We start from the raw sequence: 26,968 nt of genomic DNA, 5'->3' as shown, positions 1-26,968 counted from the left end.
GATGGTGGCGCGCGGAGCACGCCATGGGGCAACCTGTTGACAGCGGGCCGATGAAGGCTCCCAAGGCCAAGGCGGTTTTGTTACCTATGAGCAAGGGCGATTCGCAAATTGGCACAATACGAAGGGATGGGCGGTGACGCGGTTGGACGAGGATAGCTATCCCGAACCCGTGGTCGGTCGCCCAGCGTCCAACGCCGCGCTGTGGCGCGTGGTGGGTCTGGCGCTCGGCTTCGTCGCCATCGCCGTGGGGCTTTCGCTGCTGGGCGAGACCGTGCCCCCAAGCGTCGTGCTGCTGTTTCTGGGCCTGTTGGCGGTGGTGGGCGTCTTCTCGCTGTTCGCGCTGGCGGCGGGGCTGTTCCGGTTCACCGGCACCGAAGAGCGGCGCACGCTTTCGCGCGCCATCGTGGACAGCCTGCCCGAAGGCGCTGTGGTGACCGATCTGGACGGCAAGATCCTTTACGCCAATTCCCGCTATTCCGAGCTTTCCGCCGAAGTCTCGCGCGGCATGGCGGTGAGCGTGCCCCGGCTGCTGGCCAGCCAGCCCGAAGCGAGCGAGGCGGTGTACCGGCTCTCGCGCGCGGCGCGGGAGGGGCGCTCGATCCTCGAGGACATCCGGATCATGGGCGCGCGCCGACAGGTGCGCTGGCTGCGGGTGCGTGTGCGCAGCCTGCCGCCCTTCGAGGGCCAGCAGGGGCGCTCGGTGGTCTGGACGGTCGAGGACATCTCCCGCGACAAGGAAGGCCAGGAGAACTTCTATGTCGAGCTCCAGAAGGCCATAGACTATCTCGATCACGCGCCAGCAGGGTTCTTCTCGGCCAATGCGCGCGGACGGATCCAGTACATCAACTCGACGCTCGCGGACTGGCTGGGGCGCGACCTCGCCGCGTTCGAGGCGGGCGATCTCGACCTCAATGAAATCGTCCATGGGGACGGGGCGGGCCTGCTGCTGGGCGGCGGGCAGGACGGCACGGTGCGCACCGAGGTGTTCGACCTCGACCTCGTGCGCCAGGACGGCACCAATTTTCCCGTGCGGCTTTTGCACAGGGCGGCGCGGCTGGCCGAAGGCGAGCTGGGCGAAACCCGGACCCTGGTGCTCGACCGCTCGCGCGGGATCGGCGGGGACGAGGCGCTGCGCGCCGCCGAAGTGCGGTTCTCGCGCTTTTTCAACAACACCCCGATCGCCATCGCGGCGCTCGATACCGAGGGCCGGGTGGTGCGCACCAACGCGCCCTTCACGCGCATATTCGGGCTGACCTCGGGCGATCGCGGCATCGAGGGGCTGGATATCGCCGGGCTGATCGACACCGAAAGCCGGCCCAAATTCGAGCGCGCCCTGCGCGAGGCGCGTGCCCATATGGCGGAAATTCCGCCGGTGGACGCGACGGTGGCCGGCGACAAGCCGCGCAATGTGCGCATCTACCTCTCGGGGGTCGAGGACGGCGGGGACAAGGACGAATCCGCCGTGCTCTATGCGCTCGACACCACCGAGCAGCGGCTGCTCGAGGAGCAGTTCGCCCAGGGCCAGAAGATGCAGGCGGTGGGCCAGCTCGCGGGCGGGGTGGCGCACGATTTCAACAACGTGCTGACCGCCATCATCGGGTTTTCCGACCTCCTGCTGCTCAAGCACAAGCCATCGGACCCCTCGTTTTCCGACATCATGTCGATCAAGCAGAGCGCCAACCGCGCGGCGGGGCTGGTGCGCCAGCTCCTGGCGTTCTCACGCCGCCAGACCCTGCGCCCGCAGGTGCTCGAGGTGCCCCAGCATATCGACGACCTCACGGTGCTGCTCAAGCGGCTGATCGGCGAGCATGTGGCGCTCGACGTGGAGCACGGGCGCGATGTGTGGCCGGTGCGCGCCGACCTGGTGCAGCTCGAGCAGGTGATCATCAACCTCGTGGTCAACGCGCGCGACGCCATGCCCGAGGGCGGGCAGATAACGCTGCGGACCCGCAATGTGGGCGAGGAGGAAGCCGGCAGCCTCGATTATCGCGGCATGCCGGCGGCGGACTATGTGCTGGTCGAGGTGGAAGACACCGGAACGGGCATGACAGCCGAGATCATGGAGAAGATTTTCGAGCCGTTCTTTTCCACCAAGGAGCTGGGCAAGGGGACCGGGCTGGGGCTCTCGATGGTTTATGGCATCGTCAAGCAGACCGGCGGGTTCATCTATCCCGAATCGGTGGTGGGCAAGGGCACGACCTTCCGGATGTTCCTGCCCAGGCATATCCCGATCGAGCCCAAGGAAGTGGTCAAGGCGGTCGCAGCGCCAGTCAAGGACCTGACGGGTAATGAACGCATCCTGATCGTGGAGGACGAGGAGAGCGTGCGCGCGTTCTCGGCAAGGGCCCTCTCGGCGACCGGTTACGAGGTGTTCGAGGCGGGCTCCGGCGAGGAGGCGCTCGAGGTGCTCGAGGAGCTTGATGGCAAGCTCGACCTCCTGATCTCGGACGTGGTGATGCCGGAGATGGACGGGCCGAGCCTTCTGGTGCAGGTGCGCAAGACCTATCCCGACCTCAAGGTGATCTTCGTTTCGGGCTATGCCGAGGAAAGCGTGCGCCAGGGGCTGGAGGACGACCGGAGCGTGGAGTTCCTGCCCAAGCCCTATTCGCTCGACCAGATCAACTCCAAGGTCAAGGAAGTGCTCTCGGGCCGCTCGGGCGAGGACGAGTAGAGCATGTCCTGTTCTGATTGAATCGGAACAGGAGCGCTAAGCCTTTGTCGCGGTTCCGGTCGGGCGAGGCCCGCGCGCGAATCGCGACCGCAAGAGCCACGCCGCCGACGACCCCGAGGCCCACGCCGAGTGCGAGCTGGTCGAGCGCCGCACCGATTGCGGCGCCCAGGGCGATTCCGATGGCGATGCCGACTCCCATGGTCATGAGGCGAACTCCTTGTCCCGAGTTGAACGCGGGGTGAGAGGGGTTCCTATCGCCAAATGTTCTTATTTTGTCCCTTGACAACACTGAAACAAAATAAGAACATCGCTCTACTGAACGAAGTGGTCCAACCCCAGTGCGCGCGTTGCGTCGTCCCGGTATCGGTGAAATAAGGAGAGCATCAATGGCAACCTCACAGCTTCGCGTGATCCAAGGGGATTCGATGGACAAGAACAAGGCGCTCGAGGCCGCGCTGGGCCAGATCGAGCGCAATTACGGCAAGGGTTCGATCATGCGGCTGGGGGAGAACACCTCGGTCAATGTCGAATCGATTTCCACGGGCTCGCTCGGGCTCGATATCGCGCTGGGGATCGGCGGGTTGCCGCGCGGACGTATCGTCGAGATCTTCGGGCCGGAAAGCTCGGGCAAGACCACGCTGGCGCTCCATGTGATCGCCGAGGCGCAGAAGGCCGGTGGCATCTGTGCGTTCGTGGACGCCGAGCATGCGCTCGACCCCATCTATGCGCGCAAGCTGGGCGTCAATATCGATGATTTGCTGATCTCCCAGCCTGACGCAGGCGAGCAGGCGCTCGAGATCGCCGACACGCTGATCCGCTCGGGCGCCATCGACGTGCTGGTGGTCGATTCGGTGGCAGCGCTGACGCCGCGGGCCGAGCTCGAAGGCGAGATGGGCGATTCGCTGCCCGGGCTGCAGGCGCGGCTGATGAGCCAGGCGATGCGCAAGCTGACCGCCTCGATCTCGCGGTCCAAGGGCATGGTGATCTTCATCAACCAGATCCGCATGAAGATCGGCGTGATGTTCGGTTCGCCCGAGACCACGACGGGCGGCAATGCGCTCAAGTTCTATTCCTCGGTGCGGCTCGATATCCGCCGCATCGGCGCGATCAAGGACCGCGACGAGGTGGTGGGCAACCAGACGCGGGTCAAGGTGGTCAAGAACAAGCTGGCCCCTCCGTTCCGGCAGGTCGAGTTCGACATCATGTATGGCGAGGGCGTATCCAAGACCGGCGAATTGCTCGATCTGGGCGTGAAGTCCGGGATCGTGGAGAAGTCGGGATCGTGGTTCTCCTATGACAGCCAGCGGCTGGGACAGGGGCGTGAGAATGCCCGCCAGTTCCTCAAGGACAATCCCGAGATCGCGCTGCAGATCGAAAGCGGGGTGCGCGAGAGCGCCGGGCTGATCGCTACCGACATGATCGGCCATGGCGGCAATGACAGCGAGACCGAAGACACCGAGGGCGCCGAGGAGTAGGTGCTCGCGGCGGCTGAGACTCTCAAGGGGTGCTGGCGCAAGCCGCGCCCCTTTTGCATTTTAATCTCAGCCTGGTTGGAGCGCTGCCTGATCGCGGTGCTGCGTCCAGGGACGGGCAGGTGGCTGAGAGACGTGCGCCGGGCGGAGGGCGTGCGAATGATTGCGGGCGTTGGAGGGCTTGATCGCGATTGGCGCGGGCTCGGGATCGGGCATGGCTTGGGCCGCATCCCGGTGAGAAGGTGGCTGGTGTGGCTATTCCGGTGCGAGGTTGGTCGGTTGGTCTGTTCGATAGGCAAGTGAAACGCCGCTCGGTGGGCTTGCGCCGGTGCCGGGGTAGACGGTGGGGCAGGTGGTGATCGTTCGGGATCGGCTCGTGCCGGGGCTGGCCAGGGGGTAAGGCCACAGGGCAGGGCCAGCGCCCGATTGCGCTTGACGCAGCGGCGCGCTAGAACGCTCGCACTCCTTTTTCCGGCGCGGCTCGGCGCCAAAATCATTCTGGCTCGGTAATGACAAGCGTAAACGACATCCGCTCGACTTTCCTCGACTATTTCGCGGAGCACGGCCACGAAAAGCTGGCTTCGAGCCCGCTGGTGCCGCGCAACGATCCCACGCTGATGTTCACAAATGCTGGGATGGTGCAGTTCAAGAACGTGTTCACAGGGCTCGAAAAGCGCCCCTACAGCCGGGCCACGACCTCCCAGAAATGCGTGCGTGCGGGCGGCAAGCACAATGATCTCGACAATGTCGGGTTCACCGCGCGGCACCTGACGTTCTTTGAGATGCTGGGCAATTTCTCGTTCGGCGACTATTTCAAGGAACAGGCGATCGAGCTGGCCTGGACGCTGGTGACCAAGGAGTTCGGGCTGGACCGGAACAAGCTTCTGGTCACGGTCTACCACACCGACGACGAGGCGGCGGACTACTGGAAGAAGATCGCCGGGTTCTCCGACGACCGGATCATCCGCATTCCGACTTCGGACAATTTCTGGACCATGGGCGACACCGGCCCGTGCGGCCCGTGCTCGGAAATCTTCATCGACCGGGGCGAACATATCTGGGGTGGCCCTCCGGGCTCACCGGAAGAAGACGGGGACCGGTTCCTGGAATTCTGGAACCTGGTCTTCATGCAGTACGAGCAGACCCCCGAAGGCGGGCAGGACCCGCTGCCGCGGCCTTCGATCGATACGGGCATGGGGCTCGAGCGCATGGCCTCGATTCTCCAGGGCGTGGAGTCGGTGTTCGAAACCGATCTGTTCAAGCACCTGATCGACGCGGCTGCCTCTGCGGTCCGCAAATCGCCGACATCCGAGACTGTCGCGTCCTATCGCGTGATCGCCGACCATTTGCGGTCCATGGCGTTCCTGATCGCCGAGGGTGTCCTCCCGGCGAACGAAGGACGCGGCTATGTGCTGCGCCGGATCATGCGCCGGGCGATGCGCCACGCCACGCTTCTGGGCACCAACGAGCCCACGATCCACAAGCTGGTGCCGACGCTGGTGCGCGAAATGGGGCAGGCCTATCCCGAGCTGGTGCATGGGGAGGCGATGATCGCCGAGACGGTGCGGCTCGAGGAAGAACGGTTCCTCAAGACGCTGAGCCGCGGCCTGCAGATCCTCGAGGACGAAACGGCGGGGCTCGCCGATGGCGATACGCTGGGCGGGGATACCGCGTTCAAGCTCTACGACACCTATGGCTTTCCGCTCGATCTGACCCAGGATGCGCTGCGCGGGCGGGGCATCGGGGTGGACCAGGGCGGTTTCGATGCGGCCATGGCCCGCCAGAAGGCCGAGGCGCGCAAGAACTGGACCGGGTCGGGCGAAGCGGCGACGAGCGCGGTCTGGTTCTCGGTGCTCGACCGGGTCGGGGCTACGGAATTTCTGGGATATGAATCCGAGGAGAGCGACGGGGCCGTCACCGCGCTTGTGCGCGAAGGTGCCGAGGTCGAGGCGCTCGGCGAGGGCGAAGAAGGGTTCGTGGTGCTCAACCAGACGCCGTTTTATGCCGAAAGCGGCGGCCAGGTGGGGGACACGGGCACCATGTCCGGCGAGGACGCGTCGGCCGTGGTGCTCGAGACCACCAAGCAGGCCGGCGGGGTCTTCGCCCATCGGGTGCGGGTGACCGGGGGCCGGCTGGAAAAGGGCGCGCCGCTGACCCTTGCGGTCGACCGGGCGCGCCGCACCGCAATCCGGGCGAACCACTCGGCGACGCACCTTCTGCACGAAGCGCTGCGGGAAGTGCTGGGCAGCCATGTGGCCCAGAAGGGCTCGATGGTTGGCCCCGACCGGCTGCGGTTCGACTTTTCGCACACAAAGCCCCTGAGCGATGATGAACTGGCCGAAGTCGAGCGGCTGGCCAATGGGATCGTCCTGCAGAACGGGCCCGTGGAAACGCGGCTGATGGCCGTGGACGATGCCGTGGCCGCAGGCGCGATGGCGCTGTTCGGCGAGAAATATGGCGAGGAGGTCCGCGTGGTCTCCATGGGCACCGCGCTCGAGGGCGAGAAAGCCGGCAAGACCTATTCGATGGAGCTATGCGGGGGAACCCATGTGCGCCGGACCGGTGAGATCGGATTGGTCAGGGTCGTGCAGGAAACTTCGGTCGCCTCGGGTGTGCGGCGCGTGGAAGCGCTGACCGCAGACGGCGCGCGCGCCTATTTCGCCGAGCAGGAGGCCCAGCTTCGCGCCGTGGCCTCCGCGCTCAAGGTCAGCCCGCGCGATGCGCTGGCCCGGGTCGAGGCGCTTGTGGAAGAGCGCCGGACGCTCGAGCGGCAACTGGCCGACGCGCGCCAGAAGATGGCCATGGGCGGAGGCGCCAACGAGAACGGCGCCGCGGCCGAAACCATCGAGGGGGTGCAGTTTCTCGGCCGTGTGGTGGAGGGCCTGCAACCCAAGGATTTGCGCGGGCTCGTGGACCAGGGCAAAAAGCAGATCGGCTCGGGCATCGTGACGATCGTCGGGCTGACCGAAGATGGCAAGGCGGGCATTGCCGTGGGCGTGACCGAGGACCTGACGGCCCGCTTCTCGGCGGTTGATCTGGTGCGGGCCGGGTCCGAAGCGCTCGGCGGCAAGGGCGGCGGCGGCCGGCCGGACATGGCCCAGGCCGGCGGCCCGGATGCGGGCAAGGCCGACGAAGCCGTCGCCGCAGTGAAGGCGATGCTGGCGAGCTGAGAAGTTCCCATATGGTGAAAGCGCTTGTGCGGTGCGTGCCCATGGCTTACCAGCGATGGGCCGCATAGGCATTTTTTCATATTGGGGATACCGCATTGGTGCTTACGCGCGAGCTGCAAAGATGGGGCTCGGCGGGCCTGATGGTATTGGCGTCAGGTGGAGCGGCCTACGCATCGGCGGCCTGCGATGCGGTCAATGCCGGAGGCTTCGATAACGAGACCTCCAGCATTGGAACCAAAACCCAGCCGCAGACGGGGTTTGAGCCGGGCGAAACGCTGAATTTTGTCGTGACAAAAGCGGGGTTGTCTTCGGTATGGCGGCTGCTCAACAGTTCCGCAGATGTCCTGGTTTCATCTGGGTTCTCAACGGGCACGTCCACGCACACATATATCGTCGCAAGCGATCTCGATTCTGCGCTCAGAAGTCAGATACGAAGCACCGGCGACTTTATCGGCGTTACCGCGACGTGCGTGCCGGTGGTTCTCGATGCCGTCGGGTCCACCATAGAGGATGTGCAGGCGGCGGGGAGTGCGCGCATGGCGCGGACTTCGGCGCAGATCACGTCCTCGGTGATCGGGCGGGTCATAGGGCAGTCTTTTGCGAATCTGGAGAGCACGGGGTCCCTTGGGCCCTCCGGCGTCACGCTAAGCTATGTGCCCACGCGCACGGCGCTGGGTTCCGATCCCTTTGCCGACCTGACCCCGGAGGCTCGGGAAGCGGACTGGTCGGTCTGGGCGGACCTGCAGGGAAGCGGGACCTATAGCCTGCAGGGTGCCGAGGACGCGACGCAGGGCGGGCAGGCCAATTTCAGCACGGGCGTTACCTACAAGCTCTCGCCGGACATGCTGGTGGGGGCTTTCGTGGGTGCCGAGCGCGGTGTGTATTCGGTGAACGACGATGCCCTGCGCAGCACCGGGGCGACACTGGGCGGCTATGGCGCCTGGCGCATTTTGCCCGAACTGCGCTGGGACGTGCTGGCGGCCTATACGGGACTTTTCTACGACATCGCGACCGAGACGGCGACGGGAGAATTCTCGGGCAATCGGGCGATCGTGGCGACGGCGCTGACCGGGTCTATTCCTGTGGGCACTATAGAACTCGAGCCTTCGGTCAGCCTGCTCGTGGTTCGCGAGTGGCAGCCGGGTTGGGAGGACAGCGAGGGTGAGGCTCACGACGGCCGGGAGGTGTCGGCGGAGACGGTCGCGCTCGGCGGGCGTCTCGTCAGCCCCGAGGCGCTCAATGGCATGGGCGTGACGGTCTATGCGGGCGCCTATGGCATTTGGGACCATGCGCGCGACGGTAGGGCGGATGGAGCGAGCACCGCGGCGTGGTCGGCGCGGCTGACCTCGGGGGTCTCGATGTCGCTGGGCGAAGGCGGGCAGATCGCGCTCGACGGGCAGTATGACGGGCTGGGCAGCGACACGCACACCTGGAGCGCGCGGGCGGCTCTGAGCCAGGCGTTCTGAGGCCGGCAGGGCCTGAGCGACGAGCGCGAAAATGGCATGAAGCTCCAGTTCTGACCGGATCAGAACAGGAGCTCCAAGTCTTTGATTTGTCGCGTTTCCGAGCCTGAGAAGTGTTTCCACTTTTCCTGGAAACGCTCTAATCTTCCTTGACGGGCGCGGAAGCGGAGTTCTTGACGAGCGCGATTGCGTGTTCGCAATCGGACTTGTTGACATAGCCTTCGCCTGAATCCGCGATTGCCTGGTGGTTCGCAGCGCGCAGGGTCCAGCGCCACTCATTGGCGGCGTCCTTGTAGAGCTTGAAGTACATCCCCAACATCCTCTTTGGTTGAGACAAGGAACTTGATCGGTGCCGGTTTGACGACCGGCACGAACGGGCGGGCAATGGGCGTTTGATTGGTGCGCGCTGCGCCTGCCAGGCCAAAGAGCGTATCAATCCGCTGAACATCCACCGCTGTCGCAGCGAGGTTCAAGCAACCATCCATAGTCCTGACGCACGACTTGATAGATCAGAGCATATCCTGTTCTGGCTGAACTGGCGCAGAAGCTCTAAATCTTTGATTTGCGGCGCTCGTCCGGATGGTAATCGATTCGTTGGAGATCAATCTACAAGATAAGTCATCCACAGAACCGGGCAGTATTGCTGCCGTATTACTGTCGCGGACTGTTCCTTGATGCTGTGGTGCCGATAGATCTCGAGCCTTCCGGCACGCCTGGCGATCCGGGGCAGAGCAGGGCAGCCATGCCGGGCCACCCTGTTGGTCGCCTGGGTCTGGCGTCAGCCGCAGTTAAGCTTCAGCGAGGCGAAGGTGACGGCGCAGTGGATGGAATTGCGCAGCTCGATATCGGACTGGGCGGGCTCGGTGCCATTGAGGCTGCGGGCCTCAACGAGGGTGATCGAGCTGTCCTCGCCCGAGCGGAAGCCGATCAGCGAGAAGTGGCGCTGGATGTCCATGCGCCGGCCGATGAAGACGAATGCATCTTCGCCCACCGAGCTGTGGGTGATCTCGACATTGCCGTTATCGAGGGCGTCGCGCATGGTTTCGAACAGCAGCGCGTTGCCGGCCTGGGTGAAGACCGTGACATTGCCATTGCCCCAAACTTCCATGGCCGAGCTGCGGTAACGCATTTCGAGACCATCGGGCATGGTGGCCAGCGTGGGCAGGTAGTATTGCCCCGCTGCATCGCGGCCGATGAAGTTCTGCCCGAGCAGATAGGCCTGAAGCAGGGGCGGGACCGGCGCGGGAGAGGTGAGCGGATCGAGGAAGGCGCGCACGATCATGCCCTTCTCCATGATGCGGCGGTCCGACTGGCCGCCGGTGCCGATGGTCGACCAGCCCTGGGGTCGGTGAAAGAAGCTGTGCATGGGGCGTACGGTGCCCTCCACGCCCCGGCCTGAAAAGAGCGCGATGTCGGCATCGCCTTGCAGACTCGCCTCGTCGGTGGGCACGGCGCAATAGCTGATGGCGAGCCCGTTGTCGGGTCCCAGCCGGTAGCCCGAGAGCGACCGCCCGTTCTGGTCGGTGACGATGTCGTATTCCATCGGGCCGGTGACCGTGTCGGTCACCATGGCCGGGGAGGTGTCGCGATGGTCGGCGATCAGGGTGATGCAGGCGTTGCGGAGCATGGCCTCGGGATCGCTGTTCCAGAGCGAAAGCGGGGCCTGGGGCAGATCTGCGCGCACGAGGAACATCTCCTCGGGGCGCGTGACGTCGAAGGACTGGTCGGGGCCCATCGCGACCATATCGGCAATCGCGTGCTGGTTGACGTTCCATTCCACGAGTTGGTCCACCATCAGCGCGATGCCGTCGCGGGTGTCGCCGAGAACCTCGACCACGCCATAGGAGGCGATCAGTTCCTCGACGGTTTCGTTTTCGTAGTAGGGCGCGTGGAAGCCCGCGACGCCGCCGGGCTCGACAACGCGGTCGATATAGGCGCCGATAGCGCTGTCGCCTGACTTGCCCGAGCCGCCCAGAAAGGCGAAGGCGCAGGCCGAATAACAGCCATTGCCCACTTCGACGACGGTGGCAATGGCATTGGCGCGCAGCCAGTGGGCGATGTTGAGTCCCTCGACGTAATTGCCGCCGGGGCTGTCGAAGGTGATGACGCCGCAATTGCCGCCGTCGGCGGGCAGCAGGTCGGGCTGGCAGCTCACAACCGAGAAATAAAGCTCGGCCAGGGCGTCGAGATCGCCCATTTCGACGGGGCCGCTGTAATGGAAATGGGGCACCGGATGGGTGGTGGAATAGGCCATCGAGACATGCTCGATCTGGCCCGCATATGCCGCGCCACTGGCGGCCAGTGCAACTGCCGCCGTCATCGTGCCGGCCAGCCGAGCCAATGTTACCGGTTTCATCGTCCCTGCGTCTCCTGCAATGCCTTATGGCGTGAGTTTCCCGGCGCAGGGTGCGGGCAGGGCCCCGCGGGCGCTATCCCCCGTTCGGGGGGCGGATGGCCGGGGGCGGGGCAAGAATCGGGGAGACGCGAAAGGGGCGGGACCGTTTCCGATCCCGCCCCTCCGATTTCATCTCCAGCGCGTGGCGCGGAGCCTTTATGCCATGGCCTTCTGAAGGTTGGCGTCGATGGCGTCCAGGAACCCCATGGTGGTCAGCCACTTCTGGTCCGGACCCACGAGGAGCGCCAGGTCCTTGGTCATTTGGCCGCCTTCGATGGTGTCGACGACGACCTTCTCGAGCGTGGTCGCGAAGGTCGCGAGTTCGGCGTTGTCGTCGAGCTTGGCGCGGTGGGCGAGGCCACGGGTCCAGGCAAAGATCGAGGCGCAGGAATTGGTGGAGGTGTCCTTGCCCTGCTGGTGCTGGCGGTAGTGACGGGTTACCGTGCCGTGGGCGGCCTCCGCCTCGACGGTCTTTCCATCGGGGGTCATCAGGACCGAGGTCATCAGGCCGAGCGAGCCGAAGCCCTGGGCGACGGTGTCGGACTGCACGTCGCCGTCATAGTTCTTGCAGGCCCAGACATAGCCGCCCGACCATTTGAGCGCAGCGGCGACCATGTCGTCGATCAGGCGGTGCTCGTAGGTGATTTTCTTGGCTTCGAACTGATCCTTGAACTCGGCTTCGTAGATCTCCTGGAAGATGTCCTTGAAGCGGCCGTCATAGGCCTTGAGGATGGTGTTCTTGGTCGAGAGATAGCAGGGCACGCCGCGGTTGAGCGCGTAGTTCATCGAGGCGCGGGCGAAGTCGCGGATCGAATCGTCGAGGTTGTACATGCCCATGGCCACGCCGGCGCCCGGTGCGTCGAACACTTCGTGCTCGATCTCGGTGCCGTCCTCGCCGACGAACTTCATGGTCAGCTTGCCCTTGCCGGGGAACCTGAAATCGGTTGCGCGGTACTGGTCGCCGAAGGCGTGGCGGCCCACGATGATCGGCTGGGTCCAGCCGGGGACCAAACGCGGCACGTTCTTGCAGATGATGGGCTCGCGGAAGATCACGCCGCCAAGAATGTTACGGATGGTGCCGTTGGGCGAGCGCCACATCTTCTTGAGGCCGAATTCCTCGACGCGGTCCTCGTCGGGTGTGATGGTGGCGCATTTGACGCCGACGCCGTGCTTCTTGATGGCGTTGGCCGAGTCGATGGTGACCTGATCGTCAGTCGCATCGCGGTTTTCAACGGAGAGATCGTAATATTCAAGATCGATGTCGAGATAGGGGTGGATCAGCTTGTCCTTGATGGCCTGCCAGATGATCCGGGTCATCTCGTCGCCGTCGAGCTCGACGACCGGATTGGCGACTTTGATCTTTTCCATGAATTGCTCCTCGTCCGCGCAAATCTGTGTAGTCCGGTCGCCAGGGCGGCCGGACGGGGTGCGTCCCTATACCATCAGCGGGGCCGGGCGCAAAGCGCGCGGGCGGGGAGATGGGGTGTGCCGAACCGAGAAGCCGGGCATCGGCGCGCCTGGGTGCTTGATCCCTGCGCCAAGGCAGCGTAATTCGCCGCAACGAAAGGATGCGCACATGGCCGGTACAGATACCAGCAAGCAGGTGGTCTTCCGTCCTTCACCGGCGGTGATCCTCGTGGAACCCCAATTGGGCGAAAACATCGGCGCGGCGGCGCGGGCCATGGCCAATTTCGGGCTGTGGGACCTGCGGCTGGTCAATCCGCGCGATGGCTGGCCCAATGAGCGCGCCATCGCCGCGGCATCGCGGGCGGACCACGTGATCGAGCGGGTGCAGGTGTTCGAGACGCTCGATGCGGCGGTCGCGGACCTGCACGTGCTGTTTGCGACCACGGCGCGCAACCGCGAGATGTTCAAGCCCGTAATCGGGCCCGACGTCGCTGCGGACCGCGCCAATGCGGCGATCGGTCAGTCCCAGGGGGTGGGAATTCTCTTCGGGCGCGAGCGCTGGGGGCTGACCAATGACGAGGTGGCGCTGGCTGATGCCCTGGTGACCCTGCCGGTGGAAGCGGCGTTCGCCTCGCTCAACATCGCGCAGGCAGTGCTGGTGCTGGCCTATGAATGGCGCCGCGCGGCGCTCGCCGACGTGCCTTTGCCGTTCGAGGAAGACAAGGGCGAGCCCGCGACTCTGGAAGACCTTTCGGGAATGGTCGAGCAATTGGGGGAGGCGCTGGACCGCGCGAACTTCTTCAAATCCCCCGAAAAGCGCCCGGGCATGATGAACAATTTCCGGGCCATGTTCGCCCGGGCCGGGTTCAACGTGCAGGAAATCCGCACCCTGCGCGGCATCATCGCTTCGCTGGACAGGCGCCACGAGCGGCCCAACCCCACACGGCAGACCAAAGCCGAGTGCGGGGGCGATTGAGACTGCCAAGGTGACATGTTAGGTCTCGGTCTCCGAGGGAAGGGCTCTTTCATGTCTTCGCAGGCTTCCGCGTCTCCGGCGCGCATCAATACGCCAGAGCGCGGGATCGTCATCATGGTGATCGCCATGATGCTGGTGCCGCTGGGCGACACGCTCTCCAAGCTCCTGACCGAAATTCTGGCGGCCCCCGAGATCGCGTTCTGGCGCTTTTCGTTCCAGGCCCTGATCCTGGCCGCGGTGATCGTTGCGTTCCGCCAGAAGATCGGTGGTGGTCCGGTGGGTTGGCTCATCCTTGGCGGGCTGATGAGCGCGGCGACGCTGGTGACGCTGATCGGGGCGTTCGCTGTAATGCCGATCGCCACGGCGATCGCGATCTTTTTCGTCGAGCCGCTGCTGCTGATCGTGCTTTCGGCGCTGATTCTGCGGGAGAAGGTGGGGTGGCGGCGCTACGTCGCCGTGCTGGTGGGGCTGGTGGGGGCGCTGATCGTCATCCGCCCGAGCTGGGACGCCTTTGGCTGGCGCACGCTGCTGCCGGTGGCCGCCGCGCTGGCGTTCGCGCTCTCGGCCATCTCCATGCGCAAGGCGTCCGAAACGCTCTCGTCGGTGGCGATCCAGTTCTGGTTCGCGATCGTGGCCTGTATCGGGCTGGGGGCAGGGCTGACGGTGACCGGCGGGTTCACGCTGGTTGGTGCCAGCGGGCTGGATACGGGCGGGCCATGGGGCATGCTGGTGCTGATGGGGCTTTTGTCGGGCGGCACGTTCTTTTTGATTTCCGAGGCCTTCCGGCGTGCGCCGGCGAGCACCATCGCCCCGTTCCAATACATCGAGATCGTCGGGGCGACGGCGCTGGGCTTTATCGTCTTCGGCGATTTCCCCGATTTCTGGACCTGGGTGGGAACCGCCATCATCCTGGGCTCGGGGCTTTATGTGTTCCACCGCGAGCGCCGGGCGCGGCGCTCGACCACGGTAACGGCCCATTCCGCTTGACTTGCCGGGCTCCGGCCCATAGAAACGCGCCATTGTCGAGGGCCTGCCTTCGAGAATGCACCCGGGACCGTCGGTTTGCCGTCTCGGGTTCGACCGCGAGGTCGGGCCCGGGTTTCGCGTTTTTCGCACGGTCTGTCGGTATCATTCCGAAAGGAGTGGTACAAAGGAGGGCGCTGTCTTTAAATCGATTGAGAAGGACATGCGATGTCGAAACGTCATTCGCAGAAGTACAAGATTGACCGTCGCCTGGGCGAGAACATCTGGGGTCGCCCCAAGAGCCCGGTCAACGCACGCGCCTACGGCCCGGGCCAGCACGGCCAGCGCCGCAAGGGCAAGCTTTCCGATTTCGGTATCCAGCTCCGCGCAAAGCAGAAGCTGAAGGGCTATTACGGCTCGATCACCGAGAAGGCCTTCCGTCGCGTCTATGCCGAGGCCGCCCGGCGTCGTGGCGATACCGGCGAGAACCTCATCGGGATTCTCGAGAGCCGGCTGGACGCCATCGTCTACCGCGCCAAGTTCGTGCCGACGGTGTTCGCCGCCCGCCAGTTCGTCAACCACGGCCATGTCCTGGTCAACGGCAAGCGGGTCAACATTCCGTCCTACAACTGCCAGCCGGGTGACGTGATTTCGCTGCGCGACCGCTCCAAGGAGCTCGCCGTCGTGATCGAGGCTACCCACCTCGCAGAGCGCGACGTGCCGGACTATCTCGACACCGACCACTCCAAGATGACCGCAACCTTCGTGCGCATCCCGACCCTGTCGGACGTGCCCTATCCGGTCCAGATGGAACCGAACCTGGTCGTGGAATTCTACTCGCGCTGATCTGCCGATCGCGCATATGGATTTGAAAAGGGGCTGCCTGATGGGCAGCCCCTTTTTCGTTGAGGTCTGTGTTCCCAGTTCTCCTCGAAGCGCTTTACTGGGGCACCACTGCCACATCTGCGTCGGGCTCTTCGAGATCGTCGGGGATGTGGCTCTCGAAGGCGCGCAGGCGCTTGTAGACCGAAATCAGCTCGATGATGGTCGTCCACGAATTGGCAAGGTACTGGAGGGAGTTCTCCACCCTGTCGAAGGCGTTGGAGACCTGCTGGTAGACCCCGAGGGTGATCGCGCCGGTGACGATCGAGGGGCCCAGGGCGATCAAAGGCACGAAATTGGCGCCCTGCAGATAGGCATAGCGGGCGACGTTGAAATAGAGGTAGTGCCAGTAAAGCCGGAAATAGTTGCGCTGGACGGCGGCGAAGAACTCCCGGAACGAGACCGGATCGGCGCGGTCGGGATCGTCCTCGCCATAGACCAGTTCCTTTCTGATCGCGGCTTCCACCTTCTGGTTCTCGAACTCGAGGCCCGGCAGCTTGATGCCCACCACAGCGAGCAGCACCGTGCCGAAGGACGCCGAGAGCAGCGCCACGAAAACCAGCCCGCCATCCACGTCCCCGATAAAGGGGATTTCCGAGATCTGGCCCGATAGCCCGTAGAGCAGGGGCAGGAAGACCACCAGCGTAATCATCGACCCCACGAAGGACGTGCCGAGTCCCTGCATGATGGCCGCAAAGCGCATGGTGTCTTCCTGGACGCGCTGGGCGGCGCCCTCGATATGGCGCAGGTGAGGCCAGAAATGGTGGTAGTAAAAGCTCATGGCCCGCCGCCAGCGGAAGACGTAGTGCGCGGAGATGAAGGCCAGGATGACCGCCACGGTGATCGAGGGAATGAGCACGAAGGCGACGGTGAACATCTCGCCGTAGAATTCCTCGATGGTGAACTCGCCCGGGTTGGTGAGCGCTTCCTGCACGAGGTTGAAGAACCGGCCATACCAGTCGTTGAGCCAGGCGCTGATCTGGACCTGGAAGTAGATGATCAGGAGGATGGTCACCGAAGTGACCACCGACCACCAGTACCAGCGGTTGCGCTTGTAAAAGTACCAGGGGACGCAGAAGCCGTAGCCCACCATGATGACGTACTGGTAGAGCCAGACCCGCTCGGCGTTAAAGAAGGGCTCGGGGTTGAGCTCGGTGGGGGCGATGGCGAGGATCGGGCCGAGGCTCAGGACTGCGGCGAGCTGGTCGCCGATCAGAAACCAGAGCGCCATGGCCAGGATCACCCAGGCGACGGCGCTGGAAAAGAAAAGCCTCGGTTCGGGAAAGAAGGAGCGAAACACGGGTGCATCCTCATGAGTGTATACGCGGCCTGAGCGGCGTGGACGAACTGGCGCCCGACAAGGGCAAGGTAACTATGTTTGGTCCGCAAGGGTTTGCAATGCGCTTAACATCAGGGGACGAAGCGCGCGGCTGCAAAGTTTCGTGAAGCCGTGGCGCTCTGCAAGCCGATTTTATCCAAATTGTCAGGATCGGGTTGAGCCGGGGGAAAACACTTGCTGTCAGGATCGCCGCGAGTTCGGCCGGTGACGGGTTCTGCCCGTCTCTCCGGCCAGCTCGTGCAGGATCTCCATTGTTCTGCGTCACCCAAGGGATGGCCGGGAGCAGACCATGTTTCCCGGTCCATCCTGCGGGGTTTTCTTGGCTCCCCCCGCGCGGTATCAAGGCACGCGCGCAGCACACACGCTGTGCAGGGAGTTTGCCTCATGACCAGCGCATCGACAGCGGCCGTTTCCGAGATCGAGGAGGGTCCCGGCCATTCGCTTTTCGCCGGCGCGCCGGGCGGCGTGGAATTCAACAAGCTGCGCAAGCGGCTGGTGCGCCAGACGCGCGAGGCGATGGAAACCTACGGCATGATCCGTCCGGGTGCACGCTGGCTGGTGGCGCTGTCGGGCGGCAAGGACAGCTACGGGCTGCTGGCGATCCTTCTGGACCTCAAATGGCGGGGCCTGCTGCCGGTCGATCTTCTGGCGTGCAATCTCGACCAGGGCCAGCCGGGCTTTCCCAAGCATATCCTGCCCGAGTTTCTCAACCGGCACGGGGTCGCTCACCGGATCGAATATAAGGACACCTATTCCATCGTGACCGACAAGCTGCCCCAAGGCAGCACGTATTGCTCGCTGTGCTCGCGGCTGCGTCGGGGGCATCTCTACCGGGTGGCGCGCGAGGAGGGGTGTTCGGCGCTGGTGCTGGGCCATCACCGCGAGGATATCCTCGAGACGTTCTTCATGAACCTCCTGCACGGTGGCAGGCTGGCCGCCATGCCCCCCAAGCTGGTCAATGACGAGGGGGATCTCGAAGTGCTGCGGCCCCTGGCGCTGTGCGCGGAGGCCGATCTGGCGCGGTTCGCCGAGGCCATGGACTTCCCCATCATCCCCTGCGACCTGTGCGGGTCCCAGGACGGGCTCCAGCGCAACGCGATGAAAGCGATGCTCGAGGATTTCGAGCGCAAGATGCCCGGGCGCAAGGACGTGATGATGCGCGCGCTGGGCAACGTCAATTCCAGCCACATGCTCGACCCGCGGCTGTTCGATTTCGCCGCGATCCACGCCGAACCGAAAGTCTGAGACCATGAACATCGAACGGCTCGCCGCCATACTGCGCCAGGCCGCGCAGGCGGAAATCCTGCCGCGCTTCCGCAAGCTCGATCCCGGCGCCATCGAGACCAAATCCAGCGCCTTCGATCTGGTGACCGAGGCCGACCGGAAGGCGGAGGTGTTCATCACAAGAGCGATCACCGAAGCCACCCCGGGGACCATGGTCGTGGGCGAAGAGGCGGTGGCGGCCGATCCGGAGCTTTTGGACCGGCACATCGACGCCGAGACGGTGATCTATGTGGATCCGGTCGATGGCACGGGCAATTTCGCCGCGGGGCTGCCGCTCTTTGCGGTGATGGCGGCAGTGGTGCACAAGGGCGAGACTGTTGCGGGGGTAATCTATGACCCCATGGGCGACGACTGGGTGATGGCCGAGCGGGGCTGCGGGGCGTGGCTCAAGACGCCCGATGGGGCGATGACCCGCCAGAGCTTTGCCGCGCCGGCGGCGCTCGAAGACATGGGCGGGTCGGCTTCGACAAGCTATGGGGAGCCGGTAGCGCGCGCCGCGTACATGGCGAACCTCGCCAAGGTCCGGGTGATGACGTCCTATCGCTGTGCGGGCCACGAATATCGCGCCGCCGCGGGCGGACATTCCCATTTCCTGATGTATTCGAAACTGATGCCCTGGGACCATCTGGCCGGCGCGCTGATCGTCACCGAGGCGGGCGGATATGTGGCTCGGCTGGATGGCTCGGCCTATCGGCCCGAGCATCGGGACGGGGGCATCCTTGTGGCCCCGGACGCAGCGTCATGGGAGACGCTGCGCCGCGAGGTGTTCACCGTCTAGAACTCGTCCCGCCGATCAGTGTCCGGCGAGGGCTGCGGGGCTTTCGTCGCGGTATTCCTCGCCGACGCCGAAGAGCTTGCCCTTCTCTGCCACGAGGATGCAGCCGAGCGCGAGGGCGCCGAGGACGAAATAGCCCGCCGCAATCGGCACGATCGTGCCGTTGAAGAACTGGCCGATGATCGTTCCCATCAGCGCGCCGCCGACGGTCTGGATGAGCCCGAAGACCGCAGATGCGGTGCCGGCGACCTTGCCCAGAGGCTCCATGGCCAGCGAATTGATGTTGGCCATGATCCAGCCGAACATGAACATGATCACGGCCAGAAAGCAGAAGAACAGCCAGAGCGGCATGAAGCCGGTGAGCGACACGAGGAACCACAGCCCGCTCATGGCCGTGAACACGAGCATGGCGCCGTGGCTGAGCCTGCGCATGCCGATCCGGCGCACGATGCGCGAATTGGTGTAGGACGAGACGGCCATCAGGCTGGCGATGAGCGCGAAGGCGAGCGGGAACAGCGCGCCCAGATCGTAGATGTCCACGTAGATCTGCTGGGCCGTGGAGATGAAGCCGAACAGGGCGCCGAACACGAACATCGCCGAAAGCCCGTAGCTGAAGGCCATGCGGTTGGAAAAGACCAGCCGGAAGCTCTCGATGATGATCGCCGGGCGCAGGGCGCGGCGGTTTTCGGGCGCCAGCGTTTCGGGCAGGCGGGTCCAGGTCCAGACGGTGATGATGAAGCCCAGCCCCGCCATGAAAAAGAAGATGTATTCCCAGGGGCCGGTCAGCAGCAGAACCTGTCCGAGCGCGGGCGCGATGACCGGCACGATCATGAACACCATGAAGACAAGCGACATCACCTCGGCCATGGCCCGTCCGCCGAAGCGGTCACGCACCAGCGAGGTCGAGATGACCCGCGTGCTTGCGGCGCCCATGCCCTGGATCATGCGCAGCACGAGCAGTGTGGTGAAGTTGGGGGAAAAGGCGGCGGCGAAGGCTGCAATCACATAGATGCTCATGCCGATGACCAGCGGGATCTTGCGGCCGAAGCGGTCCGACAGGGGCCCGAACGCGATCTGGGCGAGGCCGAAGCCGATCATGTAGGCGGTCAGCACGTAGTGGCGGTCGTTCTCGGTGAGAACGCCGAGCGCCTCGCCCATATAGGGAAGGGCGGGCAGCATGATGTCGATGGCCATAGCATTGAGGGCCATCAGCCCCGCAATCAGGGCGATGAATTCAGGCCGGGAAACGTCCCGGGCCTGTGGCGATGTAACAGTCATGGAAAGCTCTAAGGATTGAGGCCGGCGCGAACTGCCGGTCAATTACATGTGCAAGTTTGAACCCGTCGCGTTGGGAAGGCAACCCCAAAGGTCACGCAACCGCTACGGGTGCGGCAAAGGCAGGTGCGCGGGATTCCCGGATCGGCAGGTGTACTGCCGCCGAGGCGAGCCCGATCAAAATTCCGAGATACCAGACCAGATCGTATGAGCCGGTGAGATCGAAGGCGAGGCCCCCCAGCCAGACGCCGAAGAATGAGCCCACCTGGTGAGAGAGAAACGCCACGCCGTACAGCATGCCCATGAAGCGCGGGCCGAAGAAAAGGCTGACGAGGCCGGCGGTCAGCGGAACCGTCGCGAGCCACAAGAGGCCCAGCGTCGCGGCGTAGATATAGGCGCTCACCTCGGTGATGGGCAGCAAGAGGAAGGCCGCGGTGCCGATGGCGCGGAGCAGATAGATGGTGGCGAGCAGGATCTGCTTGGGCAGGCGATCGCCCAGCCAGCCGGCCAGAAGCGATCCCGCGACGTTGAACAGGCCAATGAGCCCCAGCGCCCATGAACTGGCCTCGGGCGTGAGCCCACACTGGATGAGGAAGGCGGGGAAGTGGACGGTGATGAAGGCGAGGTGAAACCCGCAGACGAAAAAGCCTACGATCAGCAGCCGGTAAGAGCCGTGGCCCATGGCCTTGGCGAGTGCCTGCATGAAGGGCATGTCGGCATCCCCGGGCGCGCTGGTCGTGTTGCCGCGCATGAGAAAGGAGAGGGGCACCACCATGAGGATGATGAGCCCGAAATAGAGCAGCGCCGTCTGCCAGCCGAAGCTGGAGATGAAGGCCTGACCGAGCGGGGCGAAAATGAACTGGCCCATGGAGGAGGCCGCGGTGGCCACGCCGAAGACAAAGGAGCGCTTTTCGGGCGGGACCGCCCTGCCGAAAGCGGCCATGACCACCGGGAAGGAGGCCGTGCCCACCCCGACGCCCATGAGGACGCCGCCGGTGAGATAAAACACTTCAACCGTGGAGCTGATCGACCAGAGCGCGAGGCCGAGTGCGTAGATCACGGCGCCCAGCGCCAGCGTCCGGCCGGTGCCGAACCGGTCGGCGAACCCGCCCGCGAAGGGCTGGGTGAAGCCCCAGACGAGGTTCTGGATGGCCAGCGCCATCGCAAAGCCCTCGCGCGACCAGCCCAGTTCGTCGGTCATCGGCACGAGGAACACGCCCGCCGAGGAACGCGCGCCAAAGGTGACGAGCGCGATCAGGCAGCCGGCCGCGATGACCAGCGGCAGCGGAACGGGCAGAAGGCGGCGTGAGGGGGCGGTGTGGGACATGAGCGGACCTGCTGATCGGGCGGCGATCTAACGCCCAACGGGTCAACGGCTCAAGCGCATAAGTGTCATGGCATCGATCACTTCGCGTGATCGGGGCCGGGCGGTGGGCTCGCCCGGCCGGAAGGAATCAATATCCCGCAAGGGTACCGTTGATCACATAGTCGAGGATATCGACGACCTGGCTGGGTGTGCTGGTGACCGCGAGCGCGGCGGCGTCGACTTCCTTGAGGGCGTGCTGGTGCTCGTCCTGATGCATGACGATCAGGGGCTTGTCGAGCGCGGAGGCAAAGCCCGCATCGAAGGCGGCATTCCACTGCTTGTACTTGTCCCCGAAGCGCACGACGACGATGTCGGCCTCCGCGATCAGCGTGCGGGTGCGGATGGCATTGAGCTTGGCACCCTTGTGGTCATGCCAGAACTTGTCGCTTTCCGCGCCCATGATTGCGACGCCGCAATCGTCTGACGCCTCATGATTGGTGACGGGCGCCGAGAACTGCACCGGAAGGCCGCGGGACTGGGCTTCGGACTGGATCTGATCACGCCAGTCGGTGTGGATTTCGCCGGAAAGATAAACCGACCAGGTTCTGGCCATGAGGATACCGTCCTGTGGTCTGGAAGCAGGGAGTGCGCGCGAGAGAGAGGGGTGCGGTCAGGCGCTCTGCTTGACCGGGATGCCCGCGTTCTCGAAATGGGTCTGGAGTTCGCCGGCCTGGAACATTTCCCGGATGATATCGCACCCGCCCACGAATTCGCCCTTCACATAAAGCTGGGGGATGGTCGGCCAGTTGGAATAGTCCTTGATGCCCTGACGCATGGCGTCGGTCTCAAGCACGTTGGTGCTGGCATAGGGCACGCCGAGATATTCGAGAATCTGGACGACCTGTCCGGAAAATCCGCACTGGGGGAAATCGGGGGTGCCCTTCATGAACAGCACCACGTCGTTGGCTTTGACCTGTGCGTCGATGATCGCGTTGATATCGCTCATGGGAAAACTGACCTTTCCGCCCCGCCAAGCGGGACCTGTTCATCGGTGTTTCGCGATAGATAGGTGATCGGAGTGGCGATGTCGAGGCCGGGCCCGCTTGACAGGGGCCGCGGGATCGCAAGTGTGAATGGCAATGACCAGCGGCCCGCACCCATGCTCCACAGACTGACTCATTTGATCCGGCGCCATGGCTGGATGGTCGCGGGCGGCGCCGCGCTGCTCGCGATGGCGGGTATCGGCTACGCGCTTTTCGACGGGGTCGACATGAGCGCACTGATCGCCCGCTATGCAGAAATCTCGGCAGAGACAGAGACCCGTCCATTGCTGGCATTCGTTGTCGGCACGGCGATCTATTCGCTGCTCGTCCTGCTGCTCTTGCCCGGGGTGCCGCTGCTCTCGATCCCGGTGGGGCTGATCCTGGGTTGGGGCATGGCCATCGCGGTGACCATGAGCGCCACGGCGATCGGCATTTCGCTTCTCTATGTGCTGGCGGTGTGGATCGTTCCGGACCGGTTCGCGCGCGGCAACAGCGGCATGCTCGACCGCATGGCCAAGGGCCTGCGTGAGGATGCGGTGGGCTACATGCTGTTCATGCGGCTGATGCCGCCGGTGCCCTTTACCGTGCTCAACGTGGCGCTGCCCGTGCTGCGGGTGCCCTATGTGCAGTTTCTCCTCACCACGCTGGCGGGCATGGCGCCCCGGCTGGCGGCCTATTGCTTTGCAGGCGAGGGGCTGCGCGGGGTGATCGACGAGAGGATCAGGGCCTGCGGGCTCGAAGTGCCTCCGTGCCGTCCCGATTTCGCGCTGGCCGATTTCGTGACCGCGGAGATCGTGATCGCGACGGTGCTGCTGGGAGTGGTCTCGGTGGCGCCGATCGTTTTCAAGCGGATCAGGGGTGAAACGCCCCAAGACCGTTGAGAACGTCGCGGGTGATGCCGAAGGCCGAGATGACATCCTGATGGCGGCGGAAGCCGATCAATTCGCGCTGTACGAAATAGGCCCAGACCGCCCTGCGGGCCTCGGCCAGCGGGACCGCGCGGTCCGCCCCTTGAGCGCCGTTGAGCGCGGCCATGGCTTTGGCGACGCGCTGCTCGGCGGCGTTGAGCGAGGAGGCGCGCTCGGCCATGATCTCGTGCTCGAGCACGGCCTGGCCGCCTTCGGGATTGACGGCCTTGATGAGATCGAGGCTGTCGCGCAGGGACATCGGATCAGTCCGGGGCGCTGGTCTGGAGGGCGAGGGCGTGCAGCGTGCCCCCCATATTGCCCTTGAGCGCCTGGTAGACGAGCTGGTGCTGCTGCACGCGGGACTTGCCGCGGAAGGCTTCTGAGACCACGGTGGCCGAGTAGTGGTCGCCATCGCCGGCCAGATCGCGGATATCGACCCGCGCATCGGGCAGGGCGGCCTTGATCAGTCCTTCGATTTCCGACGCGTCCATCGGCATGGTCTGCTCCCGTTTGTTCAGTTAATTCAGTTCAGTGTATCGCCCATGAAGGCCGGAAACCAGCCCTCGTAGGCGGTCTTGAGGTCATCGAGAGATATGGAGCGGGCATCGCCCAGCTTCAAGGCATCGCCGCCCGTGGTGCCGATGACGGCGAGGGGGACGCTGGCTTCGGCGACGATCTGCTCGAGGTTTTTCGGGTCGATCGTGACCAGATAGCGGCCCTGATCTTCGCCGAAGAAGGCCCTGATCGGGGCTGATCGGGCCTCGATCTCTGCGCCCATGCCGCCGGCCATCGCCATTTCCGCGAGCGCGAGGGCGATGCCGCCATCCGAGACGTCGTGCACCGCGGTGGCAAGGCCCGACCGGATGAGCGCGAGGACGCATTGGCCCGTGGCTTTTTCGGCGGCGAGGTCGACGTGCGGCGCGGTGCCTTCGTGCCGGCCCAGACAATCGCGCAGGAGGGCGGACTGGCCCAGATGGGTGCCCCAGCCGTCGGGCGCGCCGACGAGGAGAATGGTCTGGCCCGCGTCCGCAAAGCCGATGCGGCCGATGCGGCTGCGGTCCTCGATCAGCCCGACGCCGGCGATGGTGGGGGTGGGCAGGATGCCCCGGCCGTTGGTTTCGTTGTAGAGCGAGACATTGCCCGAAACGATGGGGAAATCGAGTGACGCGCAGGCCTCGCCGATGCCTTTGATGGCGTGGACGATCTGGCCCATGATCTCGGGGCGCTCGGGATTGCCGAAATTGAGATTGTCGGTGGCCGCGAGCGGTTCGGCGCCCGAGGCGACGAGGTTGCGCCAGCATTCGGCGACGGCCTGCTTGCCGCCCTCGAAAGGATCGGCCTCGCAATAGCGCGGATTGACGTCAGAGGAGAAGGCGAGGGCCTTTGTCGGATGGCCATCGACGCGCACGATGCCGGCGTCCGAGCCGGGGGTGACCAGCGAATTGCCCTGGATGAGCGTGTCGTACTGCTCGTAAACCCAGCGGCGCGAGGAATGATTGGCCGAACCCAGAAGCGCAAGGAGGCTCTCGGCGACGTCGAGCGCGGGCAGGGTGGTCTCGTCGAGCGGGGCGGGGGCCTCTGGCGCGACCCAGGGGCGGTCATATTCGGGGGCCTCGTCGCCGAGCTCCTTGATGGGCAGGTTGGCGACTTCCTCGCCCTGGAACAGCACGCGGAAGCGCAGATCGTCCGTGGTCTTGCCGACGGTGGCGAAATCGAGCTCCCACTTTTCGAAGACGGCGCGGGCCTCGGCCTCCTTTTCGGGATGCAGGACCATGAGCATGCGCTCCTGGGATTCCGAAAGCATCATCTCGTATGGGGTCATGCGCGCCTCGCGCACCGGGACCGCATCAAGGTTGAGTTCGATCCCGAGCCCGCCCTTGGCGCCCATTTCCACCGCCGAGCAGGTGAGCCCGGCGGCGCCCATGTCCTGAATGGCGATGACCGCGCCGGTGGCCATCAATTCCAGGCACGCCTCGAGCAGGCGCTTTTCGGTGAAGGGATCGCCCACCTGCACGGTGGGGCGCTTTTCCTCGATATCGGCGCCGAACTCGGCCGAGGCCATGGTGGCGCCGCCCACCCCATCTCGCCCGGTCTTGGCCCCGAGATAAACGACGGGCAGGCCGACGCCCTTGGCTTCGGAAAGAAAGATCTTGTCGGCGTCGGCAAGGCCGGCGGCGAAGGCGTTGACGAGGATGTTGCCGTTGTAGCGGGCGTCGAACTGGACCTCGCCGCCCACGGTGGGAACGCCGAAGGCATTGCCATAGCCCCCGACACCGGCGACGACGCCCGAGACGAGGTGCTTTGTCTTTTCATGATCGGGTGCGCCGAAGCGCAGGGCGTTCATGGCCGCGATGGGGCGTGCGCCCATGGTGAAGACATCGCGCAGGATGCCGCCGACCCCGGTTGCCGCGCCCTGATAGGGCTCGATGAAGGAGGGGTGGTTGTGGCTCTCCATCTTGAAGATGACGGCCTGGCCATCCCCGATATTGACGACGCCGGCGTTCTCGCCCGGGCCCTGGATGACGCGCGGCCCCTTGGTGGGCAGGGTGCGCAGCCATTTCTTCGAGCTCTTGTAGGAACAGTGCTCGTTCCACATGGCCGAGAAGATGCCCAGCTCGGTGAAGCTGGGTTCGCGGCCGATCAGGTCGAGAATCTTCTGGTACTCGTCGGGCTTCAATCCGTGATCGGCGACGAGTTCGGGCGTGATGGCGATATCGGTGCGAAGGGTCATGTCAGCCGTGGGATCGGAGGGGACGTATCGGGCGGCGGTGGGGATGGGAGGCCGTTGCCCCCTCATCCGACCGCTCTGCGGCCACCTTCTCCCGCCGGGGGAGAAGGGAAGAGGGGCGCGGGTGCAGGGCGGTGGGCATGGGCCTCAACCCGCCAGCAGCCCGGCGAAGATGGCGCGGCCGTCGGTGCCGCCATGCTCGGGCTCGATGAGGTTTTCCGGATGGGGCATCATGCCCATGACATTGCCGCGCCTGTTGGTGATGCCGGCGATGTCGTTGACCGAGCCGTTGGGGTTGGTGCCCTCGGCATAGCGGAAGACGACCTGGCCATTGTCTTCGATGGCGCGCAGGGTTTCGGCCTCGGCAAAGAAATTGCCGTCGTGGTGGGCGACGGGGCAATCGATGACCTGCCCGCCCTGATAGCCGCGCGAGAAGGGGGTGTTGGCGTTGGCGATCTCGAGCCGGACCTTGCGGCAGACGAAGCGGAGCGATCCGTTGCGCATGAGGACGCCGGGCAGAAGCCCCGCCTCGGTGAGAATCTGGAAGCCGTTGCAGACGCCGAGGACGGTGACGCCCTTTTCGGCGCGCGCGCGGATGACATCCATCATGGGCGAGCGGGCGGCGATGGCGCCGGCGCGCAGATAATCGCCATAGGAAAAGCCGCCGGGGATGACGATGAGATCGACGTCGGGGAGTTCGGCGTCCTTATGCCAGACCACCGCCGGCGGCACGCCGCCGATCCGTGTCAGCGCCGCGATCATGTCGCGCTCGCGATTGAGGCCGGGAAAGACGACGACTGCGGACTTCATCACGCGGGGCCTCTTTTAAGGATCGGGAGTATTGTGCCGGATGGGGGCCTTTTCGGAATTCCGGGCGCAAAACGCAAGGGGGAATCGTGATGGGGGGTGTG

Annotated in this window: 23 protein-coding genes; 10 read left to right on the top strand and 13 right to left on the bottom strand. The window is 64.8% G+C overall.

Annotated features, from left to right (window positions below; all coding sequences use genetic code 11):
* Positions 1 to 133: 133 nt before the first annotated feature.
* On the top strand, positions 134 to 2,671 hold the full coding sequence (gene cckA, locus EO136_RS04490; RefSeq protein WP_206513266.1) for a cell cycle histidine kinase CckA: 2,538 nt from the start codon (positions 134 to 136) through the stop codon (positions 2,669 to 2,671).
* Here the strand turns inward: cckA and EO136_RS19165 are convergent.
* Positions 2,631 to 2,870, bottom strand: coding sequence for a glycine zipper domain-containing protein (locus EO136_RS19165; protein WP_484237551.1), 240 nt, complete (start codon positions 2,868 to 2,870; stop codon positions 2,631 to 2,633). The genes cckA and EO136_RS19165 overlap by 41 nt on opposite strands.
* Positions 2,871 to 3,057: 187 nt before the next feature.
* On the opposite strand from EO136_RS19165, the gene recA reads away from it, so the two are divergent.
* The 3 genes from recA (at position 3,058) to EO136_RS04470 (ending at position 8,779) form a co-directional block, all read left to right on the top strand.
* The gene (gene recA / locus EO136_RS04480; RefSeq protein WP_127143269.1) at positions 3,058 to 4,146 is read left to right on the top strand and encodes a recombinase RecA; all 1,089 of its coding nucleotides are present in this window, start codon (positions 3,058 to 3,060) and stop codon (positions 4,144 to 4,146) included.
* 506 nt (positions 4,147 to 4,652) lie between these two features.
* The gene (alaS, locus tag EO136_RS04475) at positions 4,653 to 7,313 is read left to right on the top strand and encodes an alanine--tRNA ligase (RefSeq protein ID WP_127143268.1); all 2,661 of its coding nucleotides are present in this window, start codon (positions 4,653 to 4,655) and stop codon (positions 7,311 to 7,313) included.
* Between the two features lie 98 nt (positions 7,314 to 7,411).
* Positions 7,412 to 8,779 (top strand): autotransporter outer membrane beta-barrel domain-containing protein, encoded by a 1,368-nt coding sequence (locus tag EO136_RS04470; protein WP_246018262.1) that lies wholly within the window; start codon positions 7,412 to 7,414, stop codon positions 8,777 to 8,779.
* A gap of 136 nt (positions 8,780 to 8,915) precedes the next feature.
* Here EO136_RS04470 and EO136_RS04465 read toward each other — a convergent pair whose 3' ends face one another.
* The 3 genes from EO136_RS04465 to EO136_RS04455 all read right to left on the bottom strand — a co-directional run bounded on the left by EO136_RS04465 (position 8,916) and on the right by EO136_RS04455 (position 12,539).
* Positions 8,916 to 9,086: a YegP family protein gene (locus tag EO136_RS04465; RefSeq protein ID WP_127143266.1), complete on the bottom strand. Its 171-nt coding sequence runs from the start codon at positions 9,084 to 9,086 to the stop codon at positions 8,916 to 8,918.
* Between the two features lie 468 nt (positions 9,087 to 9,554).
* Entirely contained in the window at positions 9,555 to 11,132 is a 1,578-nt protein-coding gene (locus tag EO136_RS04460; protein ID WP_127143265.1) for a hypothetical protein, read from the bottom strand.
* 195 nt (positions 11,133 to 11,327) lie between these two features.
* Entirely contained in the window at positions 11,328 to 12,539 is a 1,212-nt protein-coding gene (locus EO136_RS04455; RefSeq protein WP_127143264.1) for an NADP-dependent isocitrate dehydrogenase, read from the bottom strand.
* Between the two features lie 208 nt (positions 12,540 to 12,747).
* Between EO136_RS04455 and EO136_RS04450 the strand changes: the two genes are divergently transcribed.
* From EO136_RS04450 to rpsD, 3 genes are all read left to right on the top strand, one after another.
* A complete protein-coding gene (locus EO136_RS04450; RefSeq protein WP_127143263.1) occupies positions 12,748 to 13,554 on the top strand; it encodes an RNA methyltransferase in 807 nt (268 codons plus the stop codon).
* Between the two features lie 51 nt (positions 13,555 to 13,605).
* Positions 13,606 to 14,541 carry a DMT family transporter gene (locus tag EO136_RS04445; protein WP_127143262.1) on the top strand — a complete coding sequence of 312 codons (936 nt, stop codon included), beginning with the start codon at positions 13,606 to 13,608 and terminating at the stop codon, positions 14,539 to 14,541.
* Between the two features lie 204 nt (positions 14,542 to 14,745).
* Entirely contained in the window at positions 14,746 to 15,363 is a 618-nt protein-coding gene (gene rpsD, locus EO136_RS04440; RefSeq protein WP_127143261.1) for a 30S ribosomal protein S4, read from the top strand.
* Positions 15,364 to 15,457: 94 nt separating this feature from the next.
* Here rpsD and sbmA read toward each other — a convergent pair whose 3' ends face one another.
* Positions 15,458 to 16,699, bottom strand: a complete 1,242-nt coding sequence (gene sbmA, locus EO136_RS04435) for a peptide antibiotic transporter SbmA (protein ID WP_127143260.1) — start codon at positions 16,697 to 16,699, stop codon at positions 15,458 to 15,460.
* Between the two features lie 423 nt (positions 16,700 to 17,122).
* Here sbmA and ttcA point away from each other — a divergent pair, with 423 nt between their 5' ends.
* Both ttcA and EO136_RS04425 read left to right on the top strand, forming a co-directional pair.
* On the top strand, positions 17,123 to 17,983 hold the full coding sequence (gene ttcA / locus EO136_RS04430; protein WP_127143259.1) for a tRNA 2-thiocytidine(32) synthetase TtcA: 861 nt from the start codon (positions 17,123 to 17,125) through the stop codon (positions 17,981 to 17,983).
* Positions 17,984 to 17,987: 4 nt separating this feature from the next.
* Complete coding sequence (locus EO136_RS04425; protein ID WP_127143258.1) at positions 17,988 to 18,800, top strand: inositol monophosphatase family protein; 813 nt, start codon at positions 17,988 to 17,990, stop codon at positions 18,798 to 18,800.
* A 15-nt stretch (positions 18,801 to 18,815) separates the two neighbouring features.
* Here EO136_RS04425 and EO136_RS04420 read toward each other — a convergent pair whose 3' ends face one another.
* The 4 genes from EO136_RS04420 to grxD form a co-directional block, all read right to left on the bottom strand.
* Positions 18,816 to 20,075, bottom strand: a complete 1,260-nt coding sequence (locus EO136_RS04420; RefSeq protein WP_127143257.1) for a multidrug effflux MFS transporter — start codon at positions 20,073 to 20,075, stop codon at positions 18,816 to 18,818.
* Between the two features lie 91 nt (positions 20,076 to 20,166).
* Entirely contained in the window at positions 20,167 to 21,399 is a 1,233-nt protein-coding gene (locus EO136_RS04415) for an MFS transporter (RefSeq protein WP_127143256.1), read from the bottom strand.
* 127 nt (positions 21,400 to 21,526) lie between these two features.
* Complete coding sequence (locus tag EO136_RS04410) at positions 21,527 to 21,991, bottom strand: YtoQ family protein (RefSeq protein ID WP_127143255.1); 465 nt, start codon at positions 21,989 to 21,991, stop codon at positions 21,527 to 21,529.
* Positions 21,992 to 22,048: 57 nt separating this feature from the next.
* Complete coding sequence (grxD, locus tag EO136_RS04405) at positions 22,049 to 22,384, bottom strand: Grx4 family monothiol glutaredoxin (RefSeq protein WP_127143254.1); 336 nt, start codon at positions 22,382 to 22,384, stop codon at positions 22,049 to 22,051.
* Positions 22,385 to 22,537: 153 nt separating this feature from the next.
* Between grxD and EO136_RS04400 the strand changes: the two genes are divergently transcribed.
* A complete protein-coding gene (locus EO136_RS04400) occupies positions 22,538 to 23,302 on the top strand; it encodes a TVP38/TMEM64 family protein (RefSeq protein WP_164730435.1) in 765 nt (254 codons plus the stop codon).
* Here EO136_RS04400 and EO136_RS04395 read toward each other — a convergent pair.
* The 4 genes from EO136_RS04395 to purQ form a co-directional block, all read right to left on the bottom strand.
* Positions 23,274 to 23,588 (bottom strand): DUF6665 family protein, encoded by a 315-nt coding sequence (locus EO136_RS04395; RefSeq protein ID WP_127143252.1) that lies wholly within the window; start codon positions 23,586 to 23,588, stop codon positions 23,274 to 23,276. The two genes, EO136_RS04400 and EO136_RS04395, sit on opposite strands and share 29 nt — an antisense overlap.
* A gap of 4 nt (positions 23,589 to 23,592) precedes the next feature.
* Complete coding sequence (locus EO136_RS04390) at positions 23,593 to 23,826, bottom strand: BolA family protein (RefSeq protein WP_127143251.1); 234 nt, start codon at positions 23,824 to 23,826, stop codon at positions 23,593 to 23,595.
* 26 nt (positions 23,827 to 23,852) lie between these two features.
* Positions 23,853 to 26,060: a phosphoribosylformylglycinamidine synthase subunit PurL gene (gene purL, locus EO136_RS04385; protein ID WP_127143250.1), complete on the bottom strand. Its 2,208-nt coding sequence runs from the start codon at positions 26,058 to 26,060 to the stop codon at positions 23,853 to 23,855.
* Positions 26,061 to 26,204: 144 nt separating this feature from the next.
* A complete protein-coding gene (gene purQ / locus EO136_RS04380) occupies positions 26,205 to 26,867 on the bottom strand; it encodes a phosphoribosylformylglycinamidine synthase subunit PurQ (protein WP_127143249.1) in 663 nt (220 codons plus the stop codon).
* Between the last annotated feature and the right edge of the window lie 101 nt (positions 26,868 to 26,968).

Source organism: Pelagibacterium montanilacus, from assembly GCF_003992665.1.
Classification (GTDB): Bacteria; Pseudomonadota; Alphaproteobacteria; order Rhizobiales; family Devosiaceae; genus Pelagibacterium; species Pelagibacterium montanilacus.
The sequence above is the reverse complement of the archived record's forward strand: the minus strand, read 5'-3'. Positions and strand labels throughout refer to the sequence as shown.